24 protein-coding genes are annotated in these 25,565 nt (G+C 59.2%); 9 read left to right on the top strand and 15 right to left on the bottom strand.

Annotated features, from left to right (window positions below):
* Window positions 1-119: 119 nt before the first annotated feature.
* Window positions 120-1,193, top strand: a complete 1,074-nt coding sequence (earP, locus tag VOI35_RS03835; protein WP_407276567.1) for an elongation factor P maturation arginine rhamnosyltransferase EarP — start codon at window positions 120-122, stop codon at window positions 1,191-1,193.
* 105 nt (window positions 1,194-1,298) lie between these two features.
* Here earP and VOI35_RS03830 read toward each other — a convergent pair whose 3' ends face one another.
* The 3 genes from VOI35_RS03830 to VOI35_RS03820 all read right to left on the bottom strand — a co-directional run bounded on the left by VOI35_RS03830 (window position 1,299) and on the right by VOI35_RS03820 (window position 5,689).
* Window positions 1,299-2,387 carry an MBL fold metallo-hydrolase gene (locus VOI35_RS03830; RefSeq protein WP_407276566.1) on the bottom strand — a complete coding sequence of 363 codons (1,089 nt, stop codon included), beginning with the start codon at window positions 2,385-2,387 and terminating at the stop codon, window positions 1,299-1,301.
* Window positions 2,388-2,855: 468 nt separating this feature from the next.
* Entirely contained in the window at window positions 2,856-3,944 is a 1,089-nt protein-coding gene (locus VOI35_RS03825; RefSeq protein WP_407276565.1) for an MBL fold metallo-hydrolase, read from the bottom strand.
* 323 nt (window positions 3,945-4,267) lie between these two features.
* The gene (locus tag VOI35_RS03820) at window positions 4,268-5,689 is read right to left on the bottom strand and encodes a sigma-54 interaction domain-containing protein (RefSeq protein WP_407276564.1); all 1,422 of its coding nucleotides are present in this window, start codon (window positions 5,687-5,689) and stop codon (window positions 4,268-4,270) included.
* Between the two features lie 340 nt (window positions 5,690-6,029).
* Here VOI35_RS03820 and soxA point away from each other — a divergent pair, with 340 nt between their 5' ends.
* Complete coding sequence (soxA, locus tag VOI35_RS03815; protein WP_407276563.1) at window positions 6,030-6,890, top strand: sulfur oxidation c-type cytochrome SoxA; 861 nt, start codon at window positions 6,030-6,032, stop codon at window positions 6,888-6,890.
* Window positions 6,891-6,898: 8 nt separating this feature from the next.
* Entirely contained in the window at window positions 6,899-7,588 is a 690-nt protein-coding gene (soxX, locus tag VOI35_RS03810; RefSeq protein WP_407276562.1) for a sulfur oxidation c-type cytochrome SoxX, read from the top strand.
* A 119-nt stretch (window positions 7,589-7,707) separates the two neighbouring features.
* Here the strand turns inward: soxX and VOI35_RS03805 are convergent, their stop codons facing one another.
* Genes VOI35_RS03805 through VOI35_RS03785 form a run of 5 tightly spaced genes read right to left on the bottom strand, consistent with a single transcriptional unit; the run spans window position 7,708 to window position 12,475 of the window.
* A complete protein-coding gene (locus VOI35_RS03805; protein WP_407276561.1) occupies window positions 7,708-8,079 on the bottom strand; it encodes a YidH family protein in 372 nt (123 codons plus the stop codon).
* Window positions 8,072-10,033 carry a peptidase U32 family protein gene (locus tag VOI35_RS03800; RefSeq protein WP_407276789.1) on the bottom strand — a complete coding sequence of 654 codons (1,962 nt, stop codon included), beginning with the start codon at window positions 10,031-10,033 and terminating at the stop codon, window positions 8,072-8,074. Before VOI35_RS03800 ends, VOI35_RS03805 begins: the two co-directional genes overlap by 8 nt.
* A 2-nt stretch (window positions 10,034-10,035) precedes the next feature.
* Complete coding sequence (locus tag VOI35_RS03795; protein WP_407276560.1) at window positions 10,036-10,866, bottom strand: ABC transporter permease; 831 nt, start codon at window positions 10,864-10,866, stop codon at window positions 10,036-10,038.
* Window positions 10,867-10,871: 5 nt separating this feature from the next.
* Window positions 10,872-11,819, bottom strand: coding sequence for an ABC transporter ATP-binding protein (locus VOI35_RS03790; RefSeq protein WP_407276559.1), 948 nt, complete (start codon window positions 11,817-11,819; stop codon window positions 10,872-10,874).
* A gap of 14 nt (window positions 11,820-11,833) precedes the next feature.
* Window positions 11,834-12,475 carry a trimeric intracellular cation channel family protein gene (locus VOI35_RS03785; protein WP_407276558.1) on the bottom strand — a complete coding sequence of 214 codons (642 nt, stop codon included), beginning with the start codon at window positions 12,473-12,475 and terminating at the stop codon, window positions 11,834-11,836.
* 106 nt (window positions 12,476-12,581) lie between these two features.
* Between VOI35_RS03785 and hemN the strand changes: the two genes are divergently transcribed.
* Window positions 12,582-13,970 (top strand): oxygen-independent coproporphyrinogen III oxidase, encoded by a 1,389-nt coding sequence (gene hemN, locus VOI35_RS03780; protein ID WP_407276557.1) that lies wholly within the window; start codon window positions 12,582-12,584, stop codon window positions 13,968-13,970.
* Between the two features lie 38 nt (window positions 13,971-14,008).
* On the opposite strand, the gene VOI35_RS03775 is transcribed toward hemN, so the two are convergent.
* Together VOI35_RS03775 and gloB are read right to left on the bottom strand one after the other, a co-directional pair.
* A complete protein-coding gene (locus VOI35_RS03775; RefSeq protein ID WP_407276556.1) occupies window positions 14,009-15,673 on the bottom strand; it encodes a LysM peptidoglycan-binding domain-containing protein in 1,665 nt (554 codons plus the stop codon).
* Between the two features lie 11 nt (window positions 15,674-15,684).
* A complete protein-coding gene (gene gloB, locus VOI35_RS03770) occupies window positions 15,685-16,491 on the bottom strand; it encodes a hydroxyacylglutathione hydrolase (protein WP_407276555.1) in 807 nt (268 codons plus the stop codon).
* 297 nt (window positions 16,492-16,788) lie between these two features.
* Between gloB and VOI35_RS03765 the strand changes: the two genes are divergently transcribed.
* Window positions 16,789-17,205, top strand: a complete 417-nt coding sequence (locus tag VOI35_RS03765; protein ID WP_407276554.1) for a GFA family protein — start codon at window positions 16,789-16,791, stop codon at window positions 17,203-17,205.
* A 15-nt stretch (window positions 17,206-17,220) separates the two neighbouring features.
* On the opposite strand, the gene rimI is transcribed toward VOI35_RS03765, so the two are convergent.
* From rimI to VOI35_RS03740, 5 genes are all read right to left on the bottom strand, one after another.
* Window positions 17,221-17,685, bottom strand: a complete 465-nt coding sequence (gene rimI, locus VOI35_RS03760) for a ribosomal protein S18-alanine N-acetyltransferase (RefSeq protein WP_407276788.1) — start codon at window positions 17,683-17,685, stop codon at window positions 17,221-17,223.
* On the bottom strand, window positions 17,685-18,086 hold the full coding sequence (locus VOI35_RS03755; protein ID WP_407276553.1) for a hypothetical protein: 402 nt from the start codon (window positions 18,084-18,086) through the stop codon (window positions 17,685-17,687). Before VOI35_RS03755 ends, rimI begins: the two co-directional genes overlap by 1 nt.
* A 7-nt stretch (window positions 18,087-18,093) precedes the next feature.
* Window positions 18,094-19,647 (bottom strand): 2-isopropylmalate synthase, encoded by a 1,554-nt coding sequence (locus VOI35_RS03750; protein ID WP_407276552.1) that lies wholly within the window; start codon window positions 19,645-19,647, stop codon window positions 18,094-18,096.
* A gap of 174 nt (window positions 19,648-19,821) precedes the next feature.
* A complete protein-coding gene (locus VOI35_RS03745; RefSeq protein ID WP_407276551.1) occupies window positions 19,822-20,256 on the bottom strand; it encodes a nuclear transport factor 2 family protein in 435 nt (144 codons plus the stop codon).
* Window positions 20,253-21,047 carry an SDR family NAD(P)-dependent oxidoreductase gene (locus VOI35_RS03740; protein ID WP_407276550.1) on the bottom strand — a complete coding sequence of 265 codons (795 nt, stop codon included), beginning with the start codon at window positions 21,045-21,047 and terminating at the stop codon, window positions 20,253-20,255. The genes VOI35_RS03745 and VOI35_RS03740 overlap by 4 nt, the downstream gene beginning before the upstream one ends.
* A gap of 113 nt (window positions 21,048-21,160) precedes the next feature.
* Here VOI35_RS03740 and VOI35_RS03735 point away from each other — a divergent pair, with 113 nt between their 5' ends.
* The 4 genes from VOI35_RS03735 (at window position 21,161) to VOI35_RS03720 (ending at window position 25,563) form a co-directional block, all read left to right on the top strand.
* Window positions 21,161-22,066 carry a MerR family transcriptional regulator gene (locus VOI35_RS03735; RefSeq protein ID WP_407276549.1) on the top strand — a complete coding sequence of 302 codons (906 nt, stop codon included), beginning with the start codon at window positions 21,161-21,163 and terminating at the stop codon, window positions 22,064-22,066.
* 60 nt (window positions 22,067-22,126) lie between these two features.
* On the top strand, window positions 22,127-22,546 hold the full coding sequence (locus VOI35_RS03730) for a PAS domain-containing protein (RefSeq protein ID WP_407276548.1): 420 nt from the start codon (window positions 22,127-22,129) through the stop codon (window positions 22,544-22,546).
* A gap of 102 nt (window positions 22,547-22,648) precedes the next feature.
* A complete protein-coding gene (gene pilB / locus VOI35_RS03725) occupies window positions 22,649-24,313 on the top strand; it encodes a type IV-A pilus assembly ATPase PilB (protein ID WP_407276787.1) in 1,665 nt (554 codons plus the stop codon).
* 11 nt (window positions 24,314-24,324) lie between these two features.
* The gene (locus VOI35_RS03720; protein ID WP_407276547.1) at window positions 24,325-25,563 is read left to right on the top strand and encodes a type II secretion system F family protein; all 1,239 of its coding nucleotides are present in this window, start codon (window positions 24,325-24,327) and stop codon (window positions 25,561-25,563) included.
* The last annotated feature ends 2 nt before the right edge of the window (window positions 25,564-25,565 follow it).

Below are 25,565 nucleotides of genomic sequence, written 5' to 3'. Positions count from 1 at the left end.
ACTAGCGCAGCGGATCGTGCTGCAAATCAAATTGACCATCGAATTATTGGGGATCGCGTGATCATGAGCAAACATATCGGTTTCCTGCCCAGCGATGAGCCCGTCGGCGTGGGCGCCCAATGAAGCAAAACTGGCACTTGTTCTGCCGGGTGGTGGACAACTTCGGCGATATCGGCGTGAGCTGGCGGCTGGCGACCTGTCTGCACGCGCGCGGCGAATCCGTCACCTTGATCGTCGATGATCTCGCCCGCTGGCAGGCGATCGCGGGCAACGACATCCCACCCGCCATCGCCGTCATTCCCTGGCAGGAACCCCTGCCGCCCCCGGCAGAATGTGTCGTCGAAGCCTTTGGCTGCGGCCTGCCAGAAGCCTACCGGGCGGCCATGCCAGGTCGTACGCGGCACTGGTTCGTGCTGGATTATTTCTCTGCGGAATCCTGGGTGCCCGGCTGCCATGGCCTGAGCTCCCCCCAAGCCAACGGGCTGACCGCCCGCTTCATTTACCCCAGCGTGCTCCCCGGTACCGGCGGCCTGCTGCGCGAACAGTGGTTCGAGGAAGAACAACGCGCCGCCGCGCAGGCCCATGGCTGGCGTAACCGCTGGCAGATCCCCGCCCCACAGGGGGACGCGGTGTTTCTGTTCGGCTATGAACAAGCCGTGTTGCACGCCCTGCTCGAACACTGGGCGCATGCCCCCAGCCCACGAACCGCGTATTTCGCTGCGGGTCGCCTGCTGGACGATGCCCGCCGCCAGCTGCGCCGCCCCCTGCGGGAAGGACAAACCGAATGCTGGGGCAACCTCCGCCTGATAGCCCTACCCTTTGTGCCGCAGCGCGAATTCGACCGCCTGCTCTGGCCGAACTGGCTCAATATCGTGCGGGGAGAAGATTCCCTCACCCGCGCCCTGTGGGCGGGCAAGCCCTTCATCTGGCAGATTTATCCGACGGAAGATGACGCGCATTGGCCGAAACTCGAGGCGCTGATGGCTGCACTCAGCGAGGGGTTGCCCCCGGCGGCAAAGCAGGCATGGCGGCAGGTCAATCTCGACTGGAACGCCCAGAGCTTTCACCCGGCGCATTGGCTCGCCTTCGAGGCGGCCTATCCGCAACTCAGCACCCATTTTGCCCAGATACCGCAGCGGTTACGCACGCTGCCCGAACTGAGCGATACCCTGCTGCGGCTCGCTCAGCCCTGACGCCAGCCCAGCCGAAAAAAAACCCACACGCCCGGCGGTGGGTTTTGTCTCGGATTCCGCCAGCAGCCATTGGCTCACCGGCGGATCAATCAGAGCCTTGCGCGATCAGAAATTCGCCTGCTGCGCTTCCAAATAGGCAATGGTCGTCCAACGACCGACGCCGTTGTCATAATCGTCGGTGGTTTTGGCATATTCGAGCATAAACGGTTTGACTTTGACCATCCGCACCGCCTCTTCCATGCTCTTCTCGGCAGCCTGCGCCTCGTTCGCCGTGTTGTAGATGGTCTCGAACAGTTCGAGTTCTTCGGCCAGCAGGTTGTTGCCAGGCACGCCGTGACCGGGGACGAACAGTTTGTTCGGCATGACTTCCTTGATTTTCTTCAGCACTTCAATGCCGTGAATGAAGCTGCCCTCGTTATCCCCCATCCCGGCCAGCCGGTGATCCATCATCACATCGCCCACATGCACGACGCCTTTCGGATCATCCACCACTTCTACCAACAGGTCGTACGGGGTATGGCATTGACCAAAATGGTGGATGGCGAGCTTGGTATCGCCAAATTCGAGCACATCCCCCCCCTTGATGTAGGTGTTCGGCGGAACGATCTTGGTGCCAGCCGTGGCGTTGTCCGTCATTTTCAACGCCATTTTGATCCACTCCTCGCCCAGCACATTCTGGATGGCCTCTGCCGTTTCTTTCATGGAATACAGCGGCATTTTCGGATCGAGGTCGGTGAACGCTTGGTTGCCCATCCAGTGATCCCCGTGGTAGTGGGTATTGATCACGGCGATGATCGGCTTGTCGGTCACGGTTTTGATCATGCGAATCGCCATGCGGCCGATTTCTATCGACGCGCTGGGGTCAATCACCACCACGCCCTTGCTGGTCACCACAAACATGATGTTGGTGAAAAACCCCTTGTTCTGCGGCGAGGGGAATTTGTCTTTGGCGTGGATCATCCACACCTTGTCACTCAACTGGGTCGGCTTCACATCCGGCACCTCAGGCCCCATGACCGCCTTCGCAGCGGCATCGGCCAAGGCCGGGCTGGCCAGCATTTCTGGCGTCAGGGTAGCCACCACCGCCGCCCCGAACAAGCGCTTGAGCAAATCGCGACGGACACGATCCTCCAGCGAATCCCGACGGGTGGATGGCTTGCGCCAGAATGGAATCATTTCGTTATTGATCGACATGGCTGTCTTGCTCCAAGGATGAGTTCTACCTGCTTAAGACTGATCCCGGGAAATCCGGAAGGTCTTGCGTCCGGTCAGCGTCTCGCGCCGGCGCCCTGATTCAGCAAAAGCCATGCCATATAGTTTGCAAGATATATCCATACCAGGATCAATCAACAAAACAACCGAACAACCCAATGAAAACCATTGAGAAAATTGTATTGCCTGCATTTTTCGTACGATCTTGCCAAATACGATGCCCCCGCAAGAACCCCGAATGATCCTCGGAAACCGCCGAATCACCACAGAGACCCGGCGAAAACCATTGCAAAAAACAAGAACGCACCGAACACCCGACGGACACCGGGCAGTCTGTGCGTTTTAGATTGGGTTCCGCTGGGCGTCAGCGAACCCAGGATACGCGACGAGCCGAGGTGAAAAGGGGCAGGAAAGCCCTTTTTCAACACCCTGCTCGAAACGACGACCCCATCAGAAGTTCGCCTGCTGCGCTTCGAGGTAGGCAATGCTCGTCCATTTGCCGACACTGTTTTCATAGTCCGGCGTGGTTTTCGCGTATTCCTGCATGAAGGGCGTGGCTTTAACCATCCGAGTGGCCTCGTCCATGCTCTTGTTCGCTGCCTGCGCCTCATTGGCGGTGTTGTAGATGGTTTCGAATAGGGTGATTTCCTCATCAAGCAGGTTATTGCCCGGGTTGCCATGACCAGGAATAAAGAACTTGGTCGGCATGACCTGTTTGATTTTCTTCAGCACTTCGAGGCCGTGGATAAAGCTACCCTCGCCATCGCCCATACCCGCCAGCCGGTGATCCATCATCACATCGCCAACATGCACGATGCCTTTCGGGTCATCGACCACTTCCACCAGCAGGTCATACGGGGTATGGCACTGGCCATAATGGTGGATATGCAGTTTGGTATCGCCGAATTCGAGCACATCGCCGCCCTTGATGTAGGTGTTCGGCGGAATGATTTTCGTGCCTTCCGTCGCGTTATCCGTGGTGCGCAGCAGCATTTTGATCCACTCCTCGCCCAGCACATGCTGGATCGACTCGGCGGTCTCTTTCATGGAATACAGCGGGATCTTCGCATCGTATTCCATAAAGGCTTGATTACCCATCCAGTGATCACCGTGGTAGTGGGTGTTGATCACGGCAATGATCGGTTTGTCGGTCACGGTTTTGATCATGCGAATCGCCATCCGGCCAATCTGGATCGAGGCGCTCGGATCGATCACCACCACGCCCTTGCTGGTGACGATGAACATAATGTTGGTGAAAAACCCGAGGTTTTGCGGGCTGGGGAATTTATCTTTCGCGTGGATCAACCACACCTTGTCACTCAGCTTCGTCGGCTTGACATCGGGGACGGGGGGGCCCATCACCGCTTTCGCAGCCGCATCGGCCAAGGCGGGGCTCGCCAGCATTTCCGGGGTCAGGGTAGCGACCACAGCGGCACCGAGCAGCCGCTTGAGCAGATCGCGACGCACGCGATCTTCCAGGGAATCCTGACGAGTAGGGGCTTGACGCCAAAATGCCGTGGTAATTTTTTCTTGGTTCATGACTCTCTCCGAAATAACAGAAATGCGTTTGATTGTGGCGAAGCAAGCAAGACTTGCCGCCGGGGACACTCCCAGCGTACGGAGCAGAGCAAAAGCCATGCCATATATTTATAAAAACATATAGAAAGCCTGGCAATGCGATACAGCAAAAGAATCAGAACCTTGAAATCCGGGGACTTCCAGCGAGCAACCCCGTGGCGATCCGGGCAAAACCTTGATCCTTGCAATACCCATGAATTTCGCCATGGTCAAATCGGGGAAGTGTCGATTTATTCAGCGTTTCCCGGTGGGAAAGAAAGATTCAAGGGCACATCAAATCGAATTTAAGCCTTCTTCAAACGCCGCCAGAGCGTACTGGGATCAATACCCAGTTGTCGCGCCGCCGCCGCCCGATTCCCGCCGTGCTGCCGAAGGACTTGCTCGATCCAGTATTGCTCTACCTGCATCAGGGAAGCATCCACCGGCCAAGGAAAGACTGAGCCGCCTGCCTGCGCGGTCGCCTCGACTCGCGTGGGCTGCAGTACCTGCGGCGGCAAATCGTCCAGTTCGATGCGATCACCCTGCGCCACAATCAACGACCGCTGAATCACATTGTCGAGCTGCCGCAAATTCCCAGGCCAGGGGTAACGCCGCACGGCTTCGAGTACCCCCGGACCACAAGCTTTCGGCTCGATACCGAGTTGCCCGCAGGCACGCATCAACGCCTGACCCGCAATTTGCGGGATGTCATCCACCCGGGCGCGCAACGGCGGCACCTCAAGCGGGAACACATTGATTCGATAGTACAAATCCTCACGGAACGAACCGGCGGCCACCAGATCCGCCAAGGGTTTATTCGTGGCAAAAATCAGCCGCACATCCACGGCAATCGGCTGATTCCCGCCCACCCGCAAAAACTGTTTTTCTTGAATGAAATGCAATAGGCGCACCTGCAAATCCATGGGCGCACTGTTGATTTCATCGAGGAACAGCGTCCCCCCATCCGCAGCCTCCAGCAGGCCAATGCGCCGGGACTGCGCCCCGGTAAAGGCGCCTTTTTCATGACCGAACAGCTCACTTTCCAGCAAGCTGGGCGTCAACGCGCCGCAATTGATGGTCAGAAAGGTTGCCCCGGCGCGGCTGCTCTTCATGTGTAAATAACGCGCCAGCACCGATTTCCCGGTACCCGTCTCACCCTCGATCAGCACGGGCAACGGCGTGGGCGCCACTTGATGCAGTAATTGCAGGGTGCGCTGCATGACCTGGCTGCTTGCCACCGGCGCCAGCGTGTCCTGCATGAGATGGGTCGCATTCACACGCATCAGCGCCAATCGACGCCGGTGCTGCAGCAGCCGGAAAATTTCTGCCCAACGCTCTTGCCGCGCTGCCATCGGGTCACTAGCCAGCAGCACCTCGGTCACACCCGCCCGGTAAAGCGCACGAACCGCGCCACCCTCCGACGGGTTGGCACAGGCCACCGCCAGCATCTCCGGCTGGCTGCGCCGAGCCATGTTCCATAGTGCCAGAAACGAATCGACACTTCCGGCATATTCAACAAAAAATACTAATAAATCATGCGGATAACTCGACAAACGAAACTGTGCCGAGATCGCATCACCGACCAGCGCCCAGTCGATTTTCACCGGGCTTGCCTGACGAAGCTCGTTCAAGAAGGACTGGAGTTCCGTATCCGTTTCACGCCCGGAACGACAAATCAAAAGGCGACAAGGGGCTTCCAGATCAGGCGCCATTTCAGGCAGGGTCATAGGCTCAGCTCTCTAAATATTCTGAAAGATATTACGCCAATCGCGGAATCATCGCCAGACAACCCAATAAAGGAAAGGATAAAGACCAAAAGAGCATTGCATAAAACCATAGCGATGTATTTTTCAATACCCACTGAATCGCCCCCGGATCAATCTCCCCACAGAACACCCCGACCGTAACGCATCAAATCCTGATCTGACGCGCATTCGACCGGGCTCCACGGTGACTGGCACTCTCTTTGCTATCAGTCGGCTTGCTTCGGGAACAGGCTGCACCCCCAAGGCAACGAACCCAAGAGAAATCAACGCAGAAAAATCCACGATAGAGCAGGAGGAATGAATGAGATCTGCCTACACCCTTGGCATCGCGCTCGCCCTCGCCGGCAGTAGTGCGCTAGCCGCAGACCCGACCAATCAGGGGAATGACGACTGGGTCATCATGCAACAACGGGTCAACGCATCGATGCCCCCCGATGCTAACCCAGGCGCATTCAGTATCGACGACGGGAAGGAGCTCTTCCTGAAGAAGGGCGGACCCAAGAACCAGGATCTTTCCCAGTGTGATTTTGGCCTCGGCCCCGGCGTACTCAAGGGCGCTTACGCCCAGTTGCCGCGCTACTTCGCCGACACCGGCAAGGTACAAGGGCTGGAAGGCCGGCTGGTAACCTGCATGGAAACCCTGCAAGGCTATACGCCCGATCAAGTACGGGAAAAATTCCTGATGCCGATGTACAAAACATCAGGCGAAGAGGATGGCACCGGTTCGGACATGGTCAAGCTCGCCACCTATGTGGCCGCTCAATCCAATGGCGATGCGTTCAAGATCCACCTGGATCAGCCGCAAACCCAGAAAGCCTACCAACTCGGCCAGTACATGTTCTACCACCGCTGGGGCGAAATGGATTTGAACTGCGCGACCTGCCACGGCTTCAATGGCCGCACGGTACGCGGCGTCCCGCTGGCCAACCTGCTCGACACCCACACCGCCGGCATGATCGCCACCGCCTTCCCCGCCTATGTCATCAAAGACGGCACCATGCGGACCCAGTGGTGGCGCAATGAGCGCTGCGTCATGGCGATGCGTCTGCCGTGGATCGAAACCGGCTCACCGCTCGACACCGCCCTCACCACATTCCTGCGCGTTCAGGCCATGAAAAGCGGGGAAAAAATCGATGTCCCCGGTGTCAAACCCCGCGCTTGAGGTATCCCATGCAACATTCTCTGAAAATCATCCTGGGTGGCTGTCTGCTGGCTGCGGGTAGCGCCGCTGCCTTCGCTGGCGACGCCACCAATCTGCCACCGGCACCAAGTTGGGCCGAAGCCAACAAGCATGTCACCTATGACGAGTTCATGCAGGCGGCCAAAGAAAGCTTCCCCTACGCCACCCCGGAGCAGTTCAAGTTACGGGTCGAAAATGACCTCACCCTCAAAACCTGCAACGAATCCATGGATCAGCCGAATGCCCAACAGGCCGCCGCGATTCTCGAATTCGAGAAAAAGCGGCTGGTGTTCCCGGCAGATGGCAAACTGCTTGGCGACTGGAAAAAAGGTGAAGAAATCGCCAAAAGCACCACGGGCGACCGGATTGGCTTTGCCGATGCGGACGATCCGAGCCACCCCAATGGCTCCAACTGCTTCGCCTGCCATGTGATGATTCCCGGCCAACCGGGCGGCAACATGGGGCCATCGCTGGTCGATTACGGCAAGCGCGGCCAAAGCCCGGCGATTCTCAAATACACCTACGAGCATGTGTACGACGCCAAGGCGCTGGTGCCCTGCACCATCATGCCGCGCTACGGTGGAGAAGGTCATTTGCTGACCGCAGAGCAGGTCGCCGACATCGTCGCCTTCTTGACCGATCCGCAATCGCCGGTCAACCAGCCCGAAGCCAAACACTAACGGCGAACAGGCGCTCGCTCACGCCGTAGCACCCTGTGCTACGGTGTTTTTTTACTCGTTCAAAAAAGGAAACCGTGCTGAATCAGCCGCGCACATCCCCGGATTGATCGGCTCAAGCTTCAGGATCGGCCGGTAAACAGATACACCGTCAAGGCAAAGCCCAGTAAGGCTACGGCCAGATTGGTCAGCACGCCTTGATTGACCCAATAGCCCAGCGGGATTTCGGACGCATTCAGGGTTCGCAGCACTTTGCGGTATTGCAGAATGGCCAGGCCACTGACACTCGCGCCCAGCACAATGAATGCCAGGCCGATGGTAAACGACACCGCATGCCCCAAGGGGGTGCCCGGCACCTTGGCCAGCATGCTGACAAACAGGTCAAACCGCTCGATCACAAAACCAAACGCCATGAGCGTCAACCCGGTGCGATTCCAGGCCAGCAGCGTGCGCTCGGCAGCGAAAAAGACTCTCGGATCGTTGAGATCAGACATGCGATACCCCGGATTTTGCGGAATAAAAATGCACGGGCGACTCCTGAATAGCTCCAGCTCGCGCTTTCGCCACGCTGCGCTTGAGCTTGCCGACCACATGCATTTCACAGGGCTTGCAGTCGAACACGAGCTTGAGCTTTTCGCTGCCGTTCATCAGTAACAGCGGCTCGGCCTTGATGGTGCCATGCACGCCGGTCACGCCGCGCGTCTGCTTGGGGCAGAGGCTGAGTGAGTAGCGCACGCAGTGCTTGGTGATCATCAGGCTCACCTCGCCCTCCTCCTCGTGCGCTTCAAACGCGGCCTCGATCAGCTTCACGCCGTGTTTGGCGTAGAAGTCGCGCGCCTTGTGGTTGAACACATTGGCAAGGTAGCTTAAGTGCTCCTGCGGATAGGGCACGGGCGGCTCGACTGGAACGGCGCGGGGTAGGCGTTGCAGGGCGGTTTTGCGTGCGGCTTCCAGCGCCTCGATACCCTCGCGGCGGAGTTGGTTGACAAGGGAGGCGGGAACAAACCAGGGCTGGCTGAGGTTCAGCGCGATCTCGATGGGTTCAAAGATGGTGTTGCCCAGCTTGCCCAGGTTCTCGCGCAGGCTGGCCTCGGCACGGGCGGCATCTTTGGCCGGTTCCTTGGTGAGAACGAGCGGCACGGTCGCGCTGTAGCCGTCTTCGTCGATCAGATTCAGCATGAGTCCGTCGGCGGTTTCATCCAGCCGCATCCGCAGGCCAATGCGGCGCTCGGCAGACGGCTTGTCCATGAGCCGTTGCCAGTGCATGTCCCGATTGCGGTTGATCTCGGTGCCAACTTTAAGGTGCCGCAAGCTGCTGATCGGGTCCTTGGGCACCACGCGCCAGCGGGCCTCGCCGATCTTTTCCGCCGTGTTAATCGCCATGCCGACCAGCGCTTTATGCAGGTCGAAATAACACAGGCCATCGCCGTTGTTCAGCTCGGTATCCGTTTCGATCTCGACTGAGTCCTTATTTAGCTTCACGACCCAACCCATGGGGCGGCCGGGATTCTTGGGCGAGTCGAAGGCGCCGATATCCTGCTTGCGCCCGCCCACGAAATAGTCGGTCGCATCGCGGTTGAAGTTCTGTGCCGGATCGGGAGTAAAGTGAAACTTGCTGTGCCCGCTGGATGTGCGACCCAACTCGGGGCGCTGTTCGAGAATGCCGTCCAGCAGGCTGCGGTAATGGGCGGTGATGTTTTTCACATAGCCCATGTCCTTGTAGCGGCCTTCGATCTTGAAGCTCTGAATGCCGGCATCGATCAGCGCGGCGAGATTGGCGCTCTGGTCGTTGTCCTTCATCGACAGCACATGCTTGTCGTGGGCGATGATGCGGCCTTGGGCATCCCGCACCTCGTAGGGCAACCGACAAGCCTGGTTGCATTCGCCGCGATTGGCGCTGCGGCCGGTGTGCGCCTCAGAGATGAAGCACTGGCCGGAATAGGCCACGCACAGCGCGCCGTGGATAAAGAACTCCAAGGGCACAGAGGTCGCGGCGCGGATGGCCTTGATCTGCGCCAGATCCAGCTCGCGCGCGAGCACCAGCTGCGAGAGCCCCGCATCCTGCAGAAAGCGCGCCTTCTCCGGGGTGCGGATGTCACATTGCGTGCTGGCATGCAGTTGGATGGGCGGCAGGTCGAGTTCCAGCAGTCCCATGTCCTGAATGATGAGCGAATCCACGCCCGCATCAAAGAGCTGGTAAGCCAGCCTGCGCGCCGGTTCCAGCTCGTCATCGCGCAGGATGGTGTTGAGCGTGACATGGATTCGGGCGTGGAAGCGGTGCGCGTACTCAACCAGCCGAGCAATGTCGGCCACCTCGTTGTCCGCGCTCTTACGCGCGCCAAAGCCGGGGCCACCGATATAAACCGCATCGGCACCATGATTGATGGCCTCGATGCCGATGTCGGCATCACGCGCGGGGGCGAGGAGTTCGAGTTGACCGGGTTGCATGCTCAACCTCGCATCCCGATGCCTTTGTGGAACAGCCGCAAGGTAAATGCGAACAAGCCCACGAAGGCGACGATCAGGATCGCAAAGGTCGCCAGCACCGGCACATCACTGATGCCGAGCATGGCGTAACGGAACCCGTTGATAATATAAAGAATTGGATTGAACAGCGACACCTGCTGCCAAAACGGCGGCAGCATGTGAATCGAATAAAACACGCCGCCCAGGTAGGTGAGCGGGGTCAAGACAAAGGTCGGCACAATCGAAATATGGTCAAAACTGTTGGCATAAATCGCATTGATCATGCCCCCGAGCGAAAACAAGGCCGCTGTCAGACCGGCCACCAGCAACAGCACCAGCACATCGTGTACGCGAATATCGGCAAAAAACAGCGCCACCCCAGTCACCGCCGCGCCGACGGCTAAGCCCCGCGCCACCCCACCGGCTAAATAACCCAGAATAATCAACCAGTAAGGCATTGGCGACACCAGCAGCTCCTCGATATGTCGCGCAAACTTCGCGCCATAAAAGGAAGACACCACATTCGCATAGCTTTGCGTGATCACCGACATGAGAATCAACCCCGGCACGAGGTAGCTGATGTACGGCACCCCGTCGATCTCGCCAACCCGCGGCCCGATGAGGTGACCAAACACAATGAAATATAACGAGGTCATGATCATCGGCGGCAGAATCGTCTGCATCCAGATACGGCCGAACCGCAGCACTTCGCGCGTCAGCAGCATCATAAACGCATGCCATTTTTGCGCCGGGCTCAACCCGCGCGCCGGCGGAGCGAATTCACCGGAGATCGGGAGTTCCTGATTGGATTGCATGTTCGTCACCCTGCGCGTTTCTCGTTGGCCGAGGCTGAGCTTCCACCCTGAACCAGATTCAGGAACAGCTCCTCCAGCCGGTTGGTTTTGTTTTTCATCCGGGTCACGGTAATGCCATGCCCCGTGAGCACATCGAAGACCTCGGAGATCGGCTGGTCGCGGGCGAGATCCACCTCGATTTCCTCCGGCGAGACGAGACGGGCGGAAACCGCAGGCAAGGCCGGCAAGGAAGTGACCGGCGCATCGCTGTACAACACGAACGACTCCTGGGACAAACCCGCCAGCAACTGGCGCATATTGGTGTTTTCGATAATGCGGCCTTCGTTGATGATCGCAATATTGCGACAAAGCTGCTCGGCCTCTTCCAGATAATGCGTGGTCAGGATAATCGTCGTGCCCGCCGCGTTGATTTCGGTCAGGAACTGCCACATCCCGCGCCGCAATTCGATGTCCACGCCCGCCGTCGGCTCATCCAGAATCAACAGGCGCGGTGAATGCACCAACGCCCGCGCAATCATCAAACGGCGTTTCATCCCGCCCGACAACTGCCGCGACATGGTTTTGCGTTTTTCCCACAGGCCGAGCTGCTGGAGCAATTCATCACTGCGCGCCCGAGCCACCTTGCGCGACAAGCCATAAAAGCCGCCCTGATTGATCACCACTTCCTCAACCGGTTCAAACTGATTGAAGTTGAATTCCTGCGGCACGATGCCGATCTGCATTTTCACCCAGGCACGGTCGCGCTCCAGATCGTGACCAAACACCCGCACTGACCCGCTGGTTTTATTCACCAGTGAACTCAAAATCCCGATCGTGGTGGATTTTCCCGCACCATTGGGGCCGAGCAGCGCAAAAAAATCCCCCGGCGCGATGGTCAGATCAATCCCTTTGAGCGCCTCCACCCCGCGTGCATAGGTTTTACGAAGCTCATGAATTTCAATCGCAGGAATCATGCTGTCTTGACCCATCAAACATCAGCGGCACGCGCCGCCGGAAGGTGCCAATGATAGACGATACCCAAGGCACGAATAAGCAAAGCCACCAAAAAACCGAAGATCAGCGCCCACACCGGCTGATGCCAGACCTCGGCAAACAGCACATACACCACGCCACCCAGCAAGGCCGCGCTGGCATAGACCTCCCGATGCAGCAACAAAGGCGGCTCACCGGCGAGCACATCGCGAATCAAACCGCCGAACGCGGCCGTCATCATCCCCATCAAAATGGCGATGAACGGATTGGTACCGCTGCTCAAGGCAATCTGCACCCCGATCACCGTGAACGCCGCCAAGCCGACGGCATCCGCCCACAACAGCCAGGACAGTCGCCGGTGAACATGCGCGACGAAATAGAAGGTCACCCCCGCCGTCACCACACACAGGGCAATGTATTCCCAATGCACCAGCCAGAAGACTGGCCGCGCGAGAATCAAATCCCGCAAGGTGCCTCCGCCGATACCCGTCACGGTTGCGAGAATGGCGAACCCCATCCAATCCATACCCTTGCGCGCCGCCACCAGCGCGCCGGAAATGGCAAACACGACGGTGCCGAAATAATCGAGCACCCGCAAAAAATCCAGTAAATGCACCGCAATTCCCCAAGGCTGCAAGCCAAACGCCCCGATTCCGCGGGCGGTTTCCGAGTAATTTACTCGGGCGAACGCCCGTAGCCGATTTGCTATTGTACGGCGAACGACTCTGCCTCCGGGAGGCGCGATGAACACCCACGAATCCATTCCTTTTGATCCAGACCTGATCCGCCGCTACGACACCGCCGGCCCCCGCTATACCTCCTACCCCACCGCCGTGCAATTCCATGATGCGTTCACCGAGGCGGACTACCGCGCCGCCGCTGCCCGCTCCAACACGGCAGGAGGGCCATTGTCGATCTATGTCCATGTGCCATTCTGCGACACCGTGTGTTATTACTGCGGCTGCAACAAGGTCGTCACGAAGGATCGCAGCCGCGCCGCGCCGTATGTGGCGGATCTCGCAAAAGAACTGGCACTGCAAAGCGCGTTGTTCACCCCCGGTCGCCCGGTCGATCAACTCCATTTCGGCGGCGGTACGCCCACCTTTTTGTCGAACGAGGAAATGCGTCAGGTGCTCGGCGCCATCGCTGAGCACTTCACACTGAAAACCGACGACAGGGGCGAATATTCCATCGAAATCGACCCCCGCGAGGCCGATGCCGAGACGGTCGCTGTCCTGCGTTCTCTCGGGTTCAACCGGCTGAGCCTCGGCGTGCAGGACATCGATCCCAAGGTGCAGCAGGCCGTCAACCGCATCCAGCCGCTCGACTTGACCCGCGCCGTCCTCGATGCCGCCCGCGCCGAAGGCTTCCACGGCGTGAGCTTCGATCTGATCTACGGCCTGCCGCATCAAACCCCCGATTCCTTCCGGCGCACGCTCGATGCCGTCATCGAACTGGCGCCCGACCGGCTGTCCCTGTTCAACTACGCGCATCTGCCGACTCGATTCAAGCCGCAACGGCGCATCAACGCAGCCGATCTGCCGAGTGCTGCCGACAAACTCAAGATTCTCGGTCAGAGCATCGAACAGCTTAGCCAAGCCGGATACCTGCTCATCGGGATGGATCACTTCGCTCGCCCCGACGACCCGCTCGCGCGCGCCCAGGCCGACGGCACACTACACCGCAACTTTCAGGGCTATTCGACCCACGCCGAATGTGACATGGTGGCCGTGGGGGTGTCCTCAATCAGCCAGGTCGGCGGTGTATTCAGTCAAAACACCAAAGATCTGGTTCGCTATCACGAGGCGGTCAGCGCCGGACAACTCCCCATCGACCGCGGCTACCGGCTGACGCCGGAGGATCATCTGCGCCAGCGCGTCATCATGACGCTGATCAGCCACTTCCGGCTGGATTTTGCCGACATCGAAGCCGAGTTTGCGATTGATTTTCCCCAGCACTTCGCCGCCAGCCTCGCCGCGCTCGCGCCGATGCAGGCCGATGGCCTGCTCAGCCTCTCCCCCACCGGCATCACCATCCATCCGCGCGGCAAGCTGCTGATTCGCAACATCTGCATGGCGTTTGATGAGTATTTGAATCCGGATGGGCTGCAACGCTTTTCCCGCGTCATTTGAGGGGTCGCCCCCCATCCGCGCCAAGGATTCGCCAGGGGCTACTGGCTGGCAATCACCAAAACCTGACCAGGTTTTAACGGTTCGTTCGGCCGCAGCCGATTGGCCGCCGTAATTTCCTGGACGGTGGTCGAGAACCGTCGCGCCACATTCCACAGCGTATCGCCATGCTGCACGGTGTAATGCCGCTTCTTGGCGGCGACCGCCTGCGCTTCGCCCCGTTTTTCCGGCTCGTGACGCGCCACGGCCTGCGTGCCCCGTGGGTGTTCTTCTCGCTTTTGTTCCGCAATTTTCTTCTCAGCGCCTAGCTTGTGATGTGCCGCCGCAAAGCCCACCACCAGCTTTTGCCCCGGCTTGATCTCGGCTTTCGCACCCAGGCCATTGATCCGCTTCAGCTCGGAGAGATCCAGATTGAAGCGGCGAGCCAAACCCCACATCGAATCGCCGCTCTGCACGGTGTACATCTGCGCATCCCCCATCCGCGCGGTCGCCACCGCCCGTTCCCGTCCCAGGGGCACGACAATCGTCTGCCCTGGGTGGGCATACGCCGAACTCAGCCGGTTCACCTTGAGCAACTCGTCCACATCACAACCATAGCGATACGCCACTTTGTGGAAGTTGTCGCCTCGGCGCAGGGTGTAGCGTCCCCAGTCCATCGCGGATTTTTCTGCGGCTTCCAACGCACTCGGCGTGAATTGATCGGCCAAACTTTTCGGCACCAGCAGGTTCGTGGTCTGAGGCCCGGTGATGAGCTTGTCAAACCCCGGATTCAGGCGATAGAGCTCGTCATGCGACATGCCCGTCACCTCGGCCAGCTTGCCCAGGTTCACCGATTTGCTGATATGCACTTCTGTTAAAACGGATTGATTCGGAATGGGATACGGCGTAAATCCGAATTTTTCCGGATTACTGAAAATAATCACCAACGCAAATAACCGCGCCGGATAATCCGCCGTTTCCTGCGAAATCTGGGTCAAATCCCAGAAGTCGGTCGGCAAGCCTTTGGCCTGGTTGTAGGCGATTGCGCGTTGCAGGGTGCCTTCACCGCCATTGTACGAGGCGATAATCACCGGCCAGTCATCATTGAACATCACCCGCAACCGGGTGAAATATTGCACGGCGGCCTCGGTCGAGGCTTTAATATCTCGCCGTCCGTCATACCAGACCGTGCGCTGCAAACCAAAATGACTGCCCGTACTCGGCAGAAACTGCCAGATCCCCGCCGCATCGCTGGTGGAAACCGCCTCCGGTCGATACGCGCTCTCCACAATCGGCAGCAGCGCCAGTTCAAGGGGTAACTGATTTTCCTGCAAGCGGGAAACAATCAAATGCAAATACGGTTGGGCGCGTTCCGTCACCCGCTCCAGATATTTGATATGACTGGAATAAAAAGCCAATTGCTCTTGTACGCGGACATTGTCTTTTGGAATGGGCAAAGTAAATCGGGCGGCAATGTAATGCCATAAATTGCCATCATTCATCCAAGCGGCGCGGCGCGCCGACTGTTCCGGCGTATTGATGGCCGGCAAAATACTGTAATCCACGGTTTGATTGCCGCTGCCCCCCAACTGATCCAAACTCGCCGAACCGTTCTCTTTCGGCAAGTTCGCACAACCGCTCAAGGCCAGCATAGCCGCCAGAATCAGCCACCCCAGCCAGAGCCGGGCACGAGCCGTAAAAAATCGAGTGGCAGTCAGAAATTGCATCGAATACATCGTCAAGCCGTCTGTTCAGGCAACGGCGCAAGGCCGTCGTAGTCATCTTTCCATCGTCGCAGCAGCGCGAACCGCTCGGCATCGGACAATGGCGGTTGCCCACCATGGGCGGCGATCGCGGAGAGGACACTCGGCTCCGACAAACGCAGAAAAGGGTTCGTCGCCAACTCAACCGACAAAGGGGGCGCTGCCGCTGCCGCCAGCCCGCTCGCCGCACCCTGGGTCTGCAACTGGGTCACCCGCTCGGCAATCGCCGGATTATCCGGCTCAAGAAATGCCGCAAACCGAAGATTGTCGGCAGTGTACTCGTGACCGCAACAGATCCGCGTGGGGGCCGGCAACGCGGCCAGGCGCGCCAGGCTGCGACTCATTTGAGCGGCACTGCCCTCAAACAGGCGACCGCAACCCGCCGTGAACAGGGTGTCGCCCGTAAACGCCACGCCCTCCGTCACGAAACACAGATGTCCCCGGGTATGCCCCGGAGTGTGCCACACGGTCAGGGGCGGGAAACCGGGCAAGTCGATCACCGCCCCATCGGCCACCGGCTGGCTGGCGAACGGAGACGACTCATGGGCAGAACCGAAGACCGGCACGGGGTAGACCCGCAAAAAAGCCGCCAAACCCGCCGTATGATCGGCATGATGGTGGGTGATCAAGACCGCAACCGGGGTCAACCGAGATTCGGCCAGCGCAGCCAGCACCGGCTCCGCCTGCCCGAGATCCACCACCACACAGCGACGATCCGCCCCTTCCAGCAGCCAGACCAGGTTATCGGACAACACCGGCACAGCATGCACCTGTTGCGGCATCAGCGAACCCCCGAGGCAATCTCAAGAAAACAGTGCGGCAGTGTACGGCCTCGGCAAGAAAGGTCAATCCTCATTGTTTTCACAAGAAAATCCGCTCGATGGATTCTCGCCCCGTCCTTGCCCTCGGCCAACAAGCCTGACCGACGGTGCCAAACTGGGGGCGACCGTCACGGCCATTGAGTCGCAAGTCAAATGCAGTACGATGCCGACATGAGCGGTAGATGACTGCGCTGGATGCACGGCGCCTCTGATTCGCGGCTGATCTGATTCACAAATCACCCCACCCAAGGAATTACCATGTCACCGGCGTTTTCCGGGCATTGCCTCTGTCAACAAATCCACTATTCAGCCGACACCCCGCCGGTTTTTATGGGCAATTGCCATTGCCGGGACTGCCAGCGTTCGTCGGGTAGCGGATTTATTCCCGCCATGATCTTTCCCGAGACGGCGGTCAAAGTGACGGGCAGCGTGCAGTATTTTTCGTCCCAAGCCGATGATGGCAGCACGCACCAGCGCGGCTTTTGCCCGACCTGTGGCTCGCAACTATTTTCCCGCTTCAGCAATCTGCCGGGCATGATCGGCACCAAGGCCGGCACGCTGAATCAGCCCTCAGATTTTGTGCCTCAGATGGATTTTTATGTGGCCAGCGCCGCACCTTGGGATGCGATGAACTCCGCCCTGCCGAAAAAGCCCGGCGCCGCGCGCGGCGAATAGGCGCTACCGACGCCTTTATCCCGCCTGAAGCCGCCGGGTGAGCACCAGCGCATCTTCCCGACCACCCGGTGCGGGGTAGTAATCCCGCCGACGGCCAACCTGCTCAAAGCCGTGCGCCGCATATAACTGTTGCGCCGGATCATTGCTTTGGCGCACTTCGAGCCAAACGCTGCCGACGCCCGCCTTCTCGGCTTGATCGAGTAAATAAGCCAGCAGACTGCGGCCGATGCCCTGACGCTGAACCCTCGGCGACACGCAGAGATTCAACAGATGCCACTCGTCGAGCACCGGCATCACCACGCTGAATCCCAACAGATCATTGGCACGAAAGGCGCCATCCAGGTAATAGCCAGACTGCCAGCAATCCTGGAATACCCGTTCGGACCAAGGGTACACATGCCCGGCGCGTTCGATCGGCATCAGGCGCGGTAAATCCTCGCGCTCCAGCGGCAGGATCACGGGCGGGTCGAGGGACGGCATCACGGGCGGGGATCGCCTGCGGGCAGACGATGCAGCCGCCGCCATAAGGCGCGACGCGCGACGCCTTCGGCCTGCAACACTGGCCAGAGCCAGATTGAGCCATCATCCAGCCGCAACGCGGGCTCAGCGTCTGCCTCGGTGACTGCCTGCCAACGGGCATCGGCGGGCAATGCCCGAAGAATCGCGGCAATCAGCGGAAGCTCGTCCGTGAGGTTGACCAACCAGAGCGAGACGGGCGACGAAGCCTGAAGCCGTGGTGCAACCGGCGCAGCGTCGGGCAACGACTCCGGCGGCGGCTGATCGCCCGGCCGAGCGGCTTCGATCGACGGCGCGCCCGGCACCTCTCGCCGGGGCAGCCACGGCGTGATGCCCAACCAGCGCAGGGCGACCTCAGGCGTCATACGCGGCTCACACATCCTCGTGCTGTGGATGGGCGCGCGCCGCCGGCTGCTGTAACCGATCCAGCGCGTTCAGATACGCTTTGGCGGAGGCAACCACGATATCGGTATCTGCCCCCTGCCCCGTCACGATCCGCCCGGCGCGTTCGAGCCGCACATTCACTTCCCCCTGCGCATCCGTGCCGCTGGTGATGTTGTTGACGGAATACAGTTGCAGGTTCGCCCCGGAATGCAGAATCGATTCGATGCAGACAAACGCGGCATCGACCGGCCCCGCGCCTTGCGCCTGGGCGGACTGCTCTACCCCATCGACCGCGATCACCATCTGCGCGGTCGGCACCTCGCCCGTTTCCGAGCACACCTTGAGCGAGACCAACTTGTAGCGATCCACCCGCTCTTCATGCACTTCGGAAACCAGCGCCTGAATGTCTTCGTCGAAGATTTCCCGCTTCTTGTCCGCCAGATCCTTGAAACGGCGGAACGCATCGTTCAGCGCCTCTTCACTAGCAAGGTCGATGCCAAGCTCGGTCAGGCGTGAACGGAAGGCATTACGCCCAGACAGTTTGCCGAGCGAGAGCTTGTTGGTGCTCCAGCCGACATCCTCGGCGCGCATGATTTCGTAGGTTTCGCGGTGCTTGAGTACACCGTCCTGATGAATGCCCGATTCATGCGCGAAGGCATTGGCGCCCACGATCGCCTTGTTGGGCTGTACCGGATAACCGGTGATGGTGGAAACCAGCTTGGAGGTCGGCACGATCTGGGTCGTATCGATCCGCGTATCGACTCCGAACACATCACGGCGCGTACGCACCGCCATGACGATTTCTTCCAGCGCCGCATTGCCCGCGCGCTCGCCCAGGCCATTGATGGTGCATTCCACCTGCCGCGCGCCCGCCAGCACCGCCGAGAGCGAGTTCGCCACCGCCATGCCAAGGTCATTGTGGCAGTGCGTGGACCAGACCACGCGCTCGGCACCGCGCGTGCGGGCAATCAGCGCGGCCATGCGTTCGCCCCACTGCGCCGGGGTGGAATAACCCACCGTATCCGGCACATTGAGGGTCGTCGCCCCGGCTTCGATGGCGGCCTCGAAGACCCGCACCAGAAAATCGAGATCCGAACGCACGGCATCTTCGGCAGAAAACTCCACATCGTCAGTGTAGGTTCGCGCGAGTTCGATGGCTTTGACCGCGTGGGCGACGACCTCATCGGGCGTCATCCGCAGTTTTTTCTCCATGTGGATCGGGCTGGTCGCGATAAAAGTGTGAATCCGCTTCTTCGGCGCGGGCGCAATCGATTCGCCCGCACGCCGGACATCGCGCTCATTCGCCCGGGCGAGGGAGCAGACGGTGGCGGTTTCGATGGTCTCGGCAATCGCACGAATCGCAGCGAAATCGCCCTCGCTCGCGGCGGCGAAGCCCGCTTCGATCACATCCACGCCCAATCGCTCCAGCTGACGAGCGATGCGCAATTTGTCCTCGCGCGTCATCGCCGCGCCGGGACTTTGCTCACCATCGCGCAGCGTGGTATCAAAAATGATCAGATCAGAACGGGACGCGGCAGTCATCAGCACAACTCCAACACTCAAACGCAGGGCGAAAAGATTCGGTAAACGAGCCCGGCAACATAGCGAGCGCACCGGGTTCGGTCAAGGCGACCCGCGCGAAGGAGCACAGAATCAATGCGGCCGCGCCGCGACAGAACAAACGGGAAAGCCCGCGCCGCCGTGGCGAGACGACAGCTAGCTGGCCGCCAGCCGACGCCGGATTGCCCGCATCAACGCGCCCAGTAGGGGAACGCGCTCATATAGCTGCGCCGCTGGATCCCAATAATCGACATGGGATTGCACGAGGCCATCGGCACCGAACACCACCCGGCTAACCCCATGCAGCCTCAAATCGCCCGCATCGCCGCAAACAAAGCGCCAGACGATCAACACGACGGGCGCATCAGCCACCCCGGCGACTTCTTCGATCTCGAAGCGCAGCTGCGGGCACTGCCGAAACCCATGCGCGAAGACACGACCAATCGCCGCCCGCCCGGACACCCGGTTGAACGGGTCTTCAAAATACGCCGATTCGGCAAAGCAAGCGGTCAACTCGTCCAGCCGATCCGCCGCGAGCGTTTCAAACGCCCGCACATAGGCTTCGAGCCCAGGAATGGCCGGAAGATTCATTTCAGCATCCGTCGGGTCAAGGCAAAAAACAACGGATAAGGCAGGCAACGCAGGCGTTTCATCACCCAGCCGAACCCCCAGGGCACTAGGATTTCAAACCGGCGCCGCCCGAAAGCACGAACGATGGCGGCGGCAGCGACAGATGGCTCTATGATTCCCGGCATCTCAAACGCATTTTTGTCGGTCATGGGGGTGCGGACAAATCCCGGGTTGATGACGCGCAGCCGCACGCCATGACGGGCAAATTCCGGCGCCAGTGATTCCGCCAGCGAGATCAGCGCGGCCTTGGTCGCACCATAGGGCGCGGCATAGGGCAGGCCACGAAACCCCGCAACGCTGGCCGTAATCAAAATTTCCCCCTGTCGCTGTGCGATGAAGTGTTCGCGCACGGCATCGATTCCGTGCACCACCCCGATAAAATTGACGGTCATCAAACGCTCGAATAATGCGGGATCGAAATCCGCCAGTCCCATCGGCGTATAGTCTGCGGCATTCAGGACGACCCGATCCAAACGCCCCCAACGCGCCAGAATCTGCGCCATCGCCGCGACCAGCGTCGCCGGTTGCGTCACATCCACCGCAATCGCCTGACAACGATCCGGATACTGTTGTACCCGCGCATCGAGCGCATTCAGCCGGCGCGAAGAGGCGACGACAGCCTGTTCCGCCCGGCCAAGCAACTCATCGACCAGAGCCAGGCCAATCCCGCTATTGGCACCCACAACCCAGGTGACCGGGCGGGAGGCGGCACACGCGGCGGGGGAAAACGATTCTGCTTTGATGGCGCTCATCGTAAACGCGGCTCCTGGCCAAGGAATTGATAAAATTTTGACTCAAGCTGCTAAGCTTTCTCATACAAAACCTATACAGATTCTTAGCACATTCCTAGCACAAAAATTTTGGCATGAGCGATTTTCCACAAGAAACGGCCAGCACCAGCGCCGAACATTTGTTCCCGATCCGGGCCGTCGCGCAGATGACCGGGGTAAACCCGATCACACTCCGCGCTTGGGAACGGCGGTATGGGCTGATTTGCCCTACCCGCACCGAATCCGGCCACCGCCTTTATAGCGCCCGTGACATTCAGGCGATTCGCCAGACACAAACCCTCAGCGCGCAGGGGATCGCCCTGCCACAAATCGCCCAGATTCTTCAAAACTCGCCACCCAGCGCCGAGCTATCGATGACCGAACCGACCGCCGCGCAGCACGCGGCACCCTGGGTTGACCGCTTCAAAAATGCCACACTCAAACTCGATCCGCTCGCCTGGCGACAAACCGAACAAGAGGCGCTGATGTGGCTCCCCCCGGAAACGGTACTTGCCAATGGCATGCTCGGCGCACTCAGGGCGCTGGAATCCCGCGATGCCTGGCCTGATCGAGACATTGGCTTGATTTGGTTGACACAGCATATCCGCCAGCGGCTGGAATGGTGGCTCCTGTTGCAGGCCAAACGCCCGGATGCACAACACCCGCTGATTTTGATCGACACCCCCACATCTCGAATCTGGCGCGCAGAAGAATTCGCACTGGGGATCGGCCTCGCGCATTCGGGCACGGTCAAAATCCTCCCCGGCGGGCTGGATGAAAGCCAGCGCCATCGGCTTGCTGAACGCTGGCAGGCGGCGCATTGGATACGACTGCTTGATACGGATTCGCCAGCGCCTACCCAGTTTCTTTCGGGCGCGACCCGCCTGCATTGGTGTCACATCGGTTCACCGCAAGATCCCCTGCAACACGCCCAAGGACTGATCCAGGGCAACGCCACCGCCTGTCTGGCGCACTTGCGGCCGTTATTCCTCACCCGCTGAACCCCGTGCATATTTTGATATGATCGGCTCCCTGTCATTCGATGAAAGAACGCCTGACCGATGCTAGATTCCGCGCTACTTCAACAAGCCATGGACGCTGCCAACGAAGGCATCGTCATTGCCGAGCAGGAAGGCAGCGACAATATCCTGATCTATGCCAATGCGGCTTTTTCTTCGCTGACCGGCTACCCGCTCGACGAAGTGCTGTACCAGGACTGTCGCTTTCTGCAGGCGGATGACCGGGATCAACCCGCGTTGCACACCATCCGCGAGGCCATCCGCGAAGGACGACCGGCTCGCGTCGTGTTACGAAATTACCGCAAGGATGGACGGCTATTCTGGAATGAACTCTCGATTCGCCCCTGGATTCATCCTGAAGATGGGCGAACCTACTTCATTGGCATTCAGCGCGATGTGACAGAGTTGATGGCGCTCCGCGAACAACTCGAAGGCAGGCAACACCCCACGACGACGCAATAATCGCTATCCTCCGCAACGGATTTGGCTATAGTATGCCGTCGAACCGTAAACGGAATTATTGGTCTTGAATCGCCCATGACACACCCGCCCATCACTGGTCTTATGGAAGCTCTGGTCAAAACCCAGACCATCGAGCCGCAACGCGCAGCCGAACTGATCGAACGCGCCAAAAAAGAGCAGGAACCCCTGCTGCAAACCCTGATGAGCAGCGGCATTTCCGGTGCCAGCATCGCGCGGGCAACTTCTCAGCGCTTTGGCGTGCCGCTGCTGGAGTTGGACGCCTTCGACACCACGGATCTCCCGCTGAGCCTCGTGCCGGCGAAGCTGCTGGAAAGCGGTACCACGCTCCCACTGCGCAAGCGCGGTAGACGCCTCACGGTCGCGCTGGCCGATCCCTCTGACCAGGGCGTGATCGAAAATCTTCGTTTCAGCACCAATCTGGCCATTGATGTGGTCACGGCAGATCCCGGCAAGATCGCCCGCCTGCTCGAAGAAGCGCGCAACAGCGCCGCAGCGGGTTTAGACGATCTCGACGATGACCTGAACAATATTCAGTTTGAAACCGAGGGCACCCCCGATGAAAAGAGCGACGACCCGCTACAGGATGACATCGTCGTCAAATTCGTCACCAAAACCCTGACCGACGCCATTCGGCGTAAAGCATCCGACATCCATCTGGAGCCCTATGAAAAACTGTTCCGGATCCGTTTTCGGATTGATGGCATTCTGACCGAAATCCCGCATCCCCCCAAGGCGTTGGCGGATCGCATCATTGCGCGCGTCAAGGTCATGAGCCGGATGGATATTTCCGAACGGCGCGTCCCACAGGATGGGCGGATCAAACTCAAACTGTCCAATACCCGTTCTATCGATTTCCGCGTCAACACCTGCCCGACCCTGTTTGGCGAAAAGGTCGTGATGCGGATTCTCGATCCCACCAGCGCCCAGCTCGGGATTGACATGCTGGGCTATGAGCCGGATCAGAAAGAGCTGTACCTCAAGGCACTCAATCGCCCTTACGGCATGATTCTGGTCACCGGCCCCACGGGCTCGGGGAAAACCGTCTCGCTGTATACCGGCCTGAACATTCTGAACACCCTGGATCGCAACATCTCCACCGCAGAGGATCCCGCGGAAATCGTGGTACCCGGCATCAATCAGGTCAATGTCAACGCCAAGGTAGGCTTAACCTTTGCCAGCGCGCTGCGTGCCTTCCTGCGGCAGGACCCGGATGTCATCATGGTCGGCGAGATCCGCGATCTGGAAACCGCTGAAATTGCGATCAAAGCCGCACAAACCGGCCACTTGGTACTCTCCACCTTACATACCAATGATGCCCCGCAAACCCTGACGCGCCTCGTGAACATGGGGGTGCCCGCGTACAACATCGCATCCTCTGTAAACCTGATCATCGCGCAACGCCTGGCACGCCGCTTATGCAACAACTGCAAAAAAGTGGATCATGTGCCCGATGAAGAGTTGGCACGCGAAGGTTTTACCCCGGTCGACATCCAGAGCGGCATCAAGATATTCAAGGCCGTCGGCTGCGATCAGTGTACCGGCGGTTATAAAGGGCGGGTCGGTCTTTACCAGGTGATGCCCGTTTCCGAGGAAATGGGGCGTATCATCATGCGCGGAGGCAACGCCATGGAACTGGCCGATCAAGCACAAAAGGAAGGCGTTAGTGACCTACGACAATCCGGCCTGCGCAAAGTCAAGGCCGGCATGATCAGTCTCGAAGAACTCAATCGGGTGACCAAGGATTAAGGGAGAACACCATGGCAACGGCAGTCGCTGCAAAAAAGAAAGCGGAAGAAAATAAAGTTGTCTTTCTTTACGAAGCAAAAAACAAGGATGGCAAGCTCGTGCGGGGCGAAATGCCCGCCTTCAACGAAATGGTGGTTCGCGGTGAGGTGCGCCGACTCGGCTTGACGGTTGTACGCATCAAGAAAAAGCCCAAACCGCTATTTGCCAATACCGCACAAATCAAACCGAAAGACATCGCCGTTTTCGCCCGCCAGCTGTCCACCATGATGACGGCGGGATTGCCGATCGTACAGGCGCTCGACATCATCGCGCAGAGTGCGGAAAAAGTGGCGATGAAAGAGCTTGTCACCACCGTGAAGAACGATGTCGAAAGCGGGATGACGCTCGCCGGCGCCATGGATAAACACCGCAAGTATTTTGATGAGCTGTTTGTGAACCTGGTGCGCGCCGGTGAAGAATCCGGTGCGCTCGAACTGGTGCTCGACCGGGTCGCCACCTATAAGGAAAAAACCGAATCGCTGAAAGGCAAAATCAAGAAAGCGCTGTTCTACCCGATTGCCGTCGTGGTGGTCGCTTTCATCGTCACGGCCATCTTGTTGATTTTCGTGATTCCACAATTCAAGGAACTGTTCGATGGATTTGGCGCCAGCCTGCCGGCTTTCACCCTGTTCGTGATTGGCCTGTCGGAAGCATTCCAGAAATATTGGTACCTGATCTTCGGCAGCATAGGCGTAGCGATTTTTCTATTCGTCTATGTCAAACGCCGCTCGGATCCCTTCAACCACTTTCTCGACCGCATGATCCTCAAAATGCCGATCTTCGGCCCACTGACCGAAAAGGCGGCGATCGCCCGCTTTGCCCGCACCTTGAGCACCATGTTCTCCGCCGGGGTTCCACTGGTGGAAGCCATGCCCCCGACCGCCGGCTCCACGGGCAATGCCATCTTCAAAGATGCCGTGATGAACATTCGCGATGTGATTGCCGCTGGTTCGCCCCTGCGGGTCGGCATGCAGCAATCCAAACTGTTCCCCGTCATGGTGGTGCAAATGGTGGCGATCGGGGAAGAAACCGGCGCGCTCGACACCATGCTCGGCAAAGTGGCCGATATGTACGAAGAAGAAGTTGACAACATGGTCGATGCCATGTCCAGCTTGATGGAACCCCTGATCATGGCCTTCCTCGGCGTGGTGGTCGGCGGGCTCGTCATCGCCATGTACCTGCCGATCTTCAAACTCGGCTCGGTGGTGTAATC

Source organism: Halothiobacillus sp. DCM-1, from assembly GCF_045689735.1.
In the GTDB taxonomy this organism is placed as follows: Bacteria; Pseudomonadota; Gammaproteobacteria; order Halothiobacillales; family Halothiobacillaceae; genus Halothiobacillus.
Note: the sequence above shows the minus strand (reverse complement) of the source record. Positions and strands in the feature narration are given on the sequence as shown.

Coding starts and splice junctions, on each gene's coding strand:
- earP (WP_407276567.1), top strand. CDS start 120: ATGAAGCAAAACTGGCACTTGTTCTGCCGGGTGGTGGACAACTTCGGC.
- VOI35_RS03830 (WP_407276566.1), bottom strand. CDS start 2,387: ATGTCGATCAATAACGAAATGATTCCATTCTGGCGCAAGCCATCCACC.
- VOI35_RS03825 (WP_407276565.1), bottom strand. CDS start 3,944: ATGAACCAAGAAAAAATTACCACGGCATTTTGGCGTCAAGCCCCTACT.
- VOI35_RS03820 (WP_407276564.1), bottom strand. CDS start 5,689: ATGACCCTGCCTGAAATGGCGCCTGATCTGGAAGCCCCTTGTCGCCTT.
- soxA (WP_407276563.1), top strand. CDS start 6,030: ATGAGATCTGCCTACACCCTTGGCATCGCGCTCGCCCTCGCCGGCAGT.
- soxX (WP_407276562.1), top strand. CDS start 6,899: ATGCAACATTCTCTGAAAATCATCCTGGGTGGCTGTCTGCTGGCTGCG.
- VOI35_RS03805 (WP_407276561.1), bottom strand. CDS start 8,079: ATGTCTGATCTCAACGATCCGAGAGTCTTTTTCGCTGCCGAGCGCACG.
- VOI35_RS03800 (WP_407276789.1), bottom strand. CDS start 10,033: ATGCAACCCGGTCAACTCGAACTCCTCGCCCCCGCGCGTGATGCCGAC.
- VOI35_RS03795 (WP_407276560.1), bottom strand. CDS start 10,866: ATGCAATCCAATCAGGAACTCCCGATCTCCGGTGAATTCGCTCCGCCG.
- VOI35_RS03790 (WP_407276559.1), bottom strand. CDS start 11,819: ATGATTCCTGCGATTGAAATTCATGAGCTTCGTAAAACCTATGCACGC.
- hemN (WP_407276557.1), top strand. CDS start 12,582: ATGAACACCCACGAATCCATTCCTTTTGATCCAGACCTGATCCGCCGC.
- VOI35_RS03775 (WP_407276556.1), bottom strand. CDS start 15,673: ATGCAATTTCTGACTGCCACTCGATTTTTTACGGCTCGTGCCCGGCTC.
- gloB (WP_407276555.1), bottom strand. CDS start 16,491: ATGCCGCAACAGGTGCATGCTGTGCCGGTGTTGTCCGATAACCTGGTC.
- VOI35_RS03765 (WP_407276554.1), top strand. CDS start 16,789: ATGTCACCGGCGTTTTCCGGGCATTGCCTCTGTCAACAAATCCACTAT.
- rimI (WP_407276788.1), bottom strand. CDS start 17,685: ATGCCGTCCCTCGACCCGCCCGTGATCCTGCCGCTGGAGCGCGAGGAT.
- VOI35_RS03755 (WP_407276553.1), bottom strand. CDS start 18,086: ATGACGCCTGAGGTCGCCCTGCGCTGGTTGGGCATCACGCCGTGGCTG.
- VOI35_RS03750 (WP_407276552.1), bottom strand. CDS start 19,647: ATGACTGCCGCGTCCCGTTCTGATCTGATCATTTTTGATACCACGCTG.
- VOI35_RS03745 (WP_407276551.1), bottom strand. CDS start 20,256: ATGAATCTTCCGGCCATTCCTGGGCTCGAAGCCTATGTGCGGGCGTTT.
- VOI35_RS03740 (WP_407276550.1), bottom strand. CDS start 21,047: ATGAGCGCCATCAAAGCAGAATCGTTTTCCCCCGCCGCGTGTGCCGCC.
- VOI35_RS03735 (WP_407276549.1), top strand. CDS start 21,161: ATGAGCGATTTTCCACAAGAAACGGCCAGCACCAGCGCCGAACATTTG.
- VOI35_RS03730 (WP_407276548.1), top strand. CDS start 22,127: ATGCTAGATTCCGCGCTACTTCAACAAGCCATGGACGCTGCCAACGAA.
- pilB (WP_407276787.1), top strand. CDS start 22,649: ATGGAAGCTCTGGTCAAAACCCAGACCATCGAGCCGCAACGCGCAGCC.
- VOI35_RS03720 (WP_407276547.1), top strand. CDS start 24,325: ATGGCAACGGCAGTCGCTGCAAAAAAGAAAGCGGAAGAAAATAAAGTT.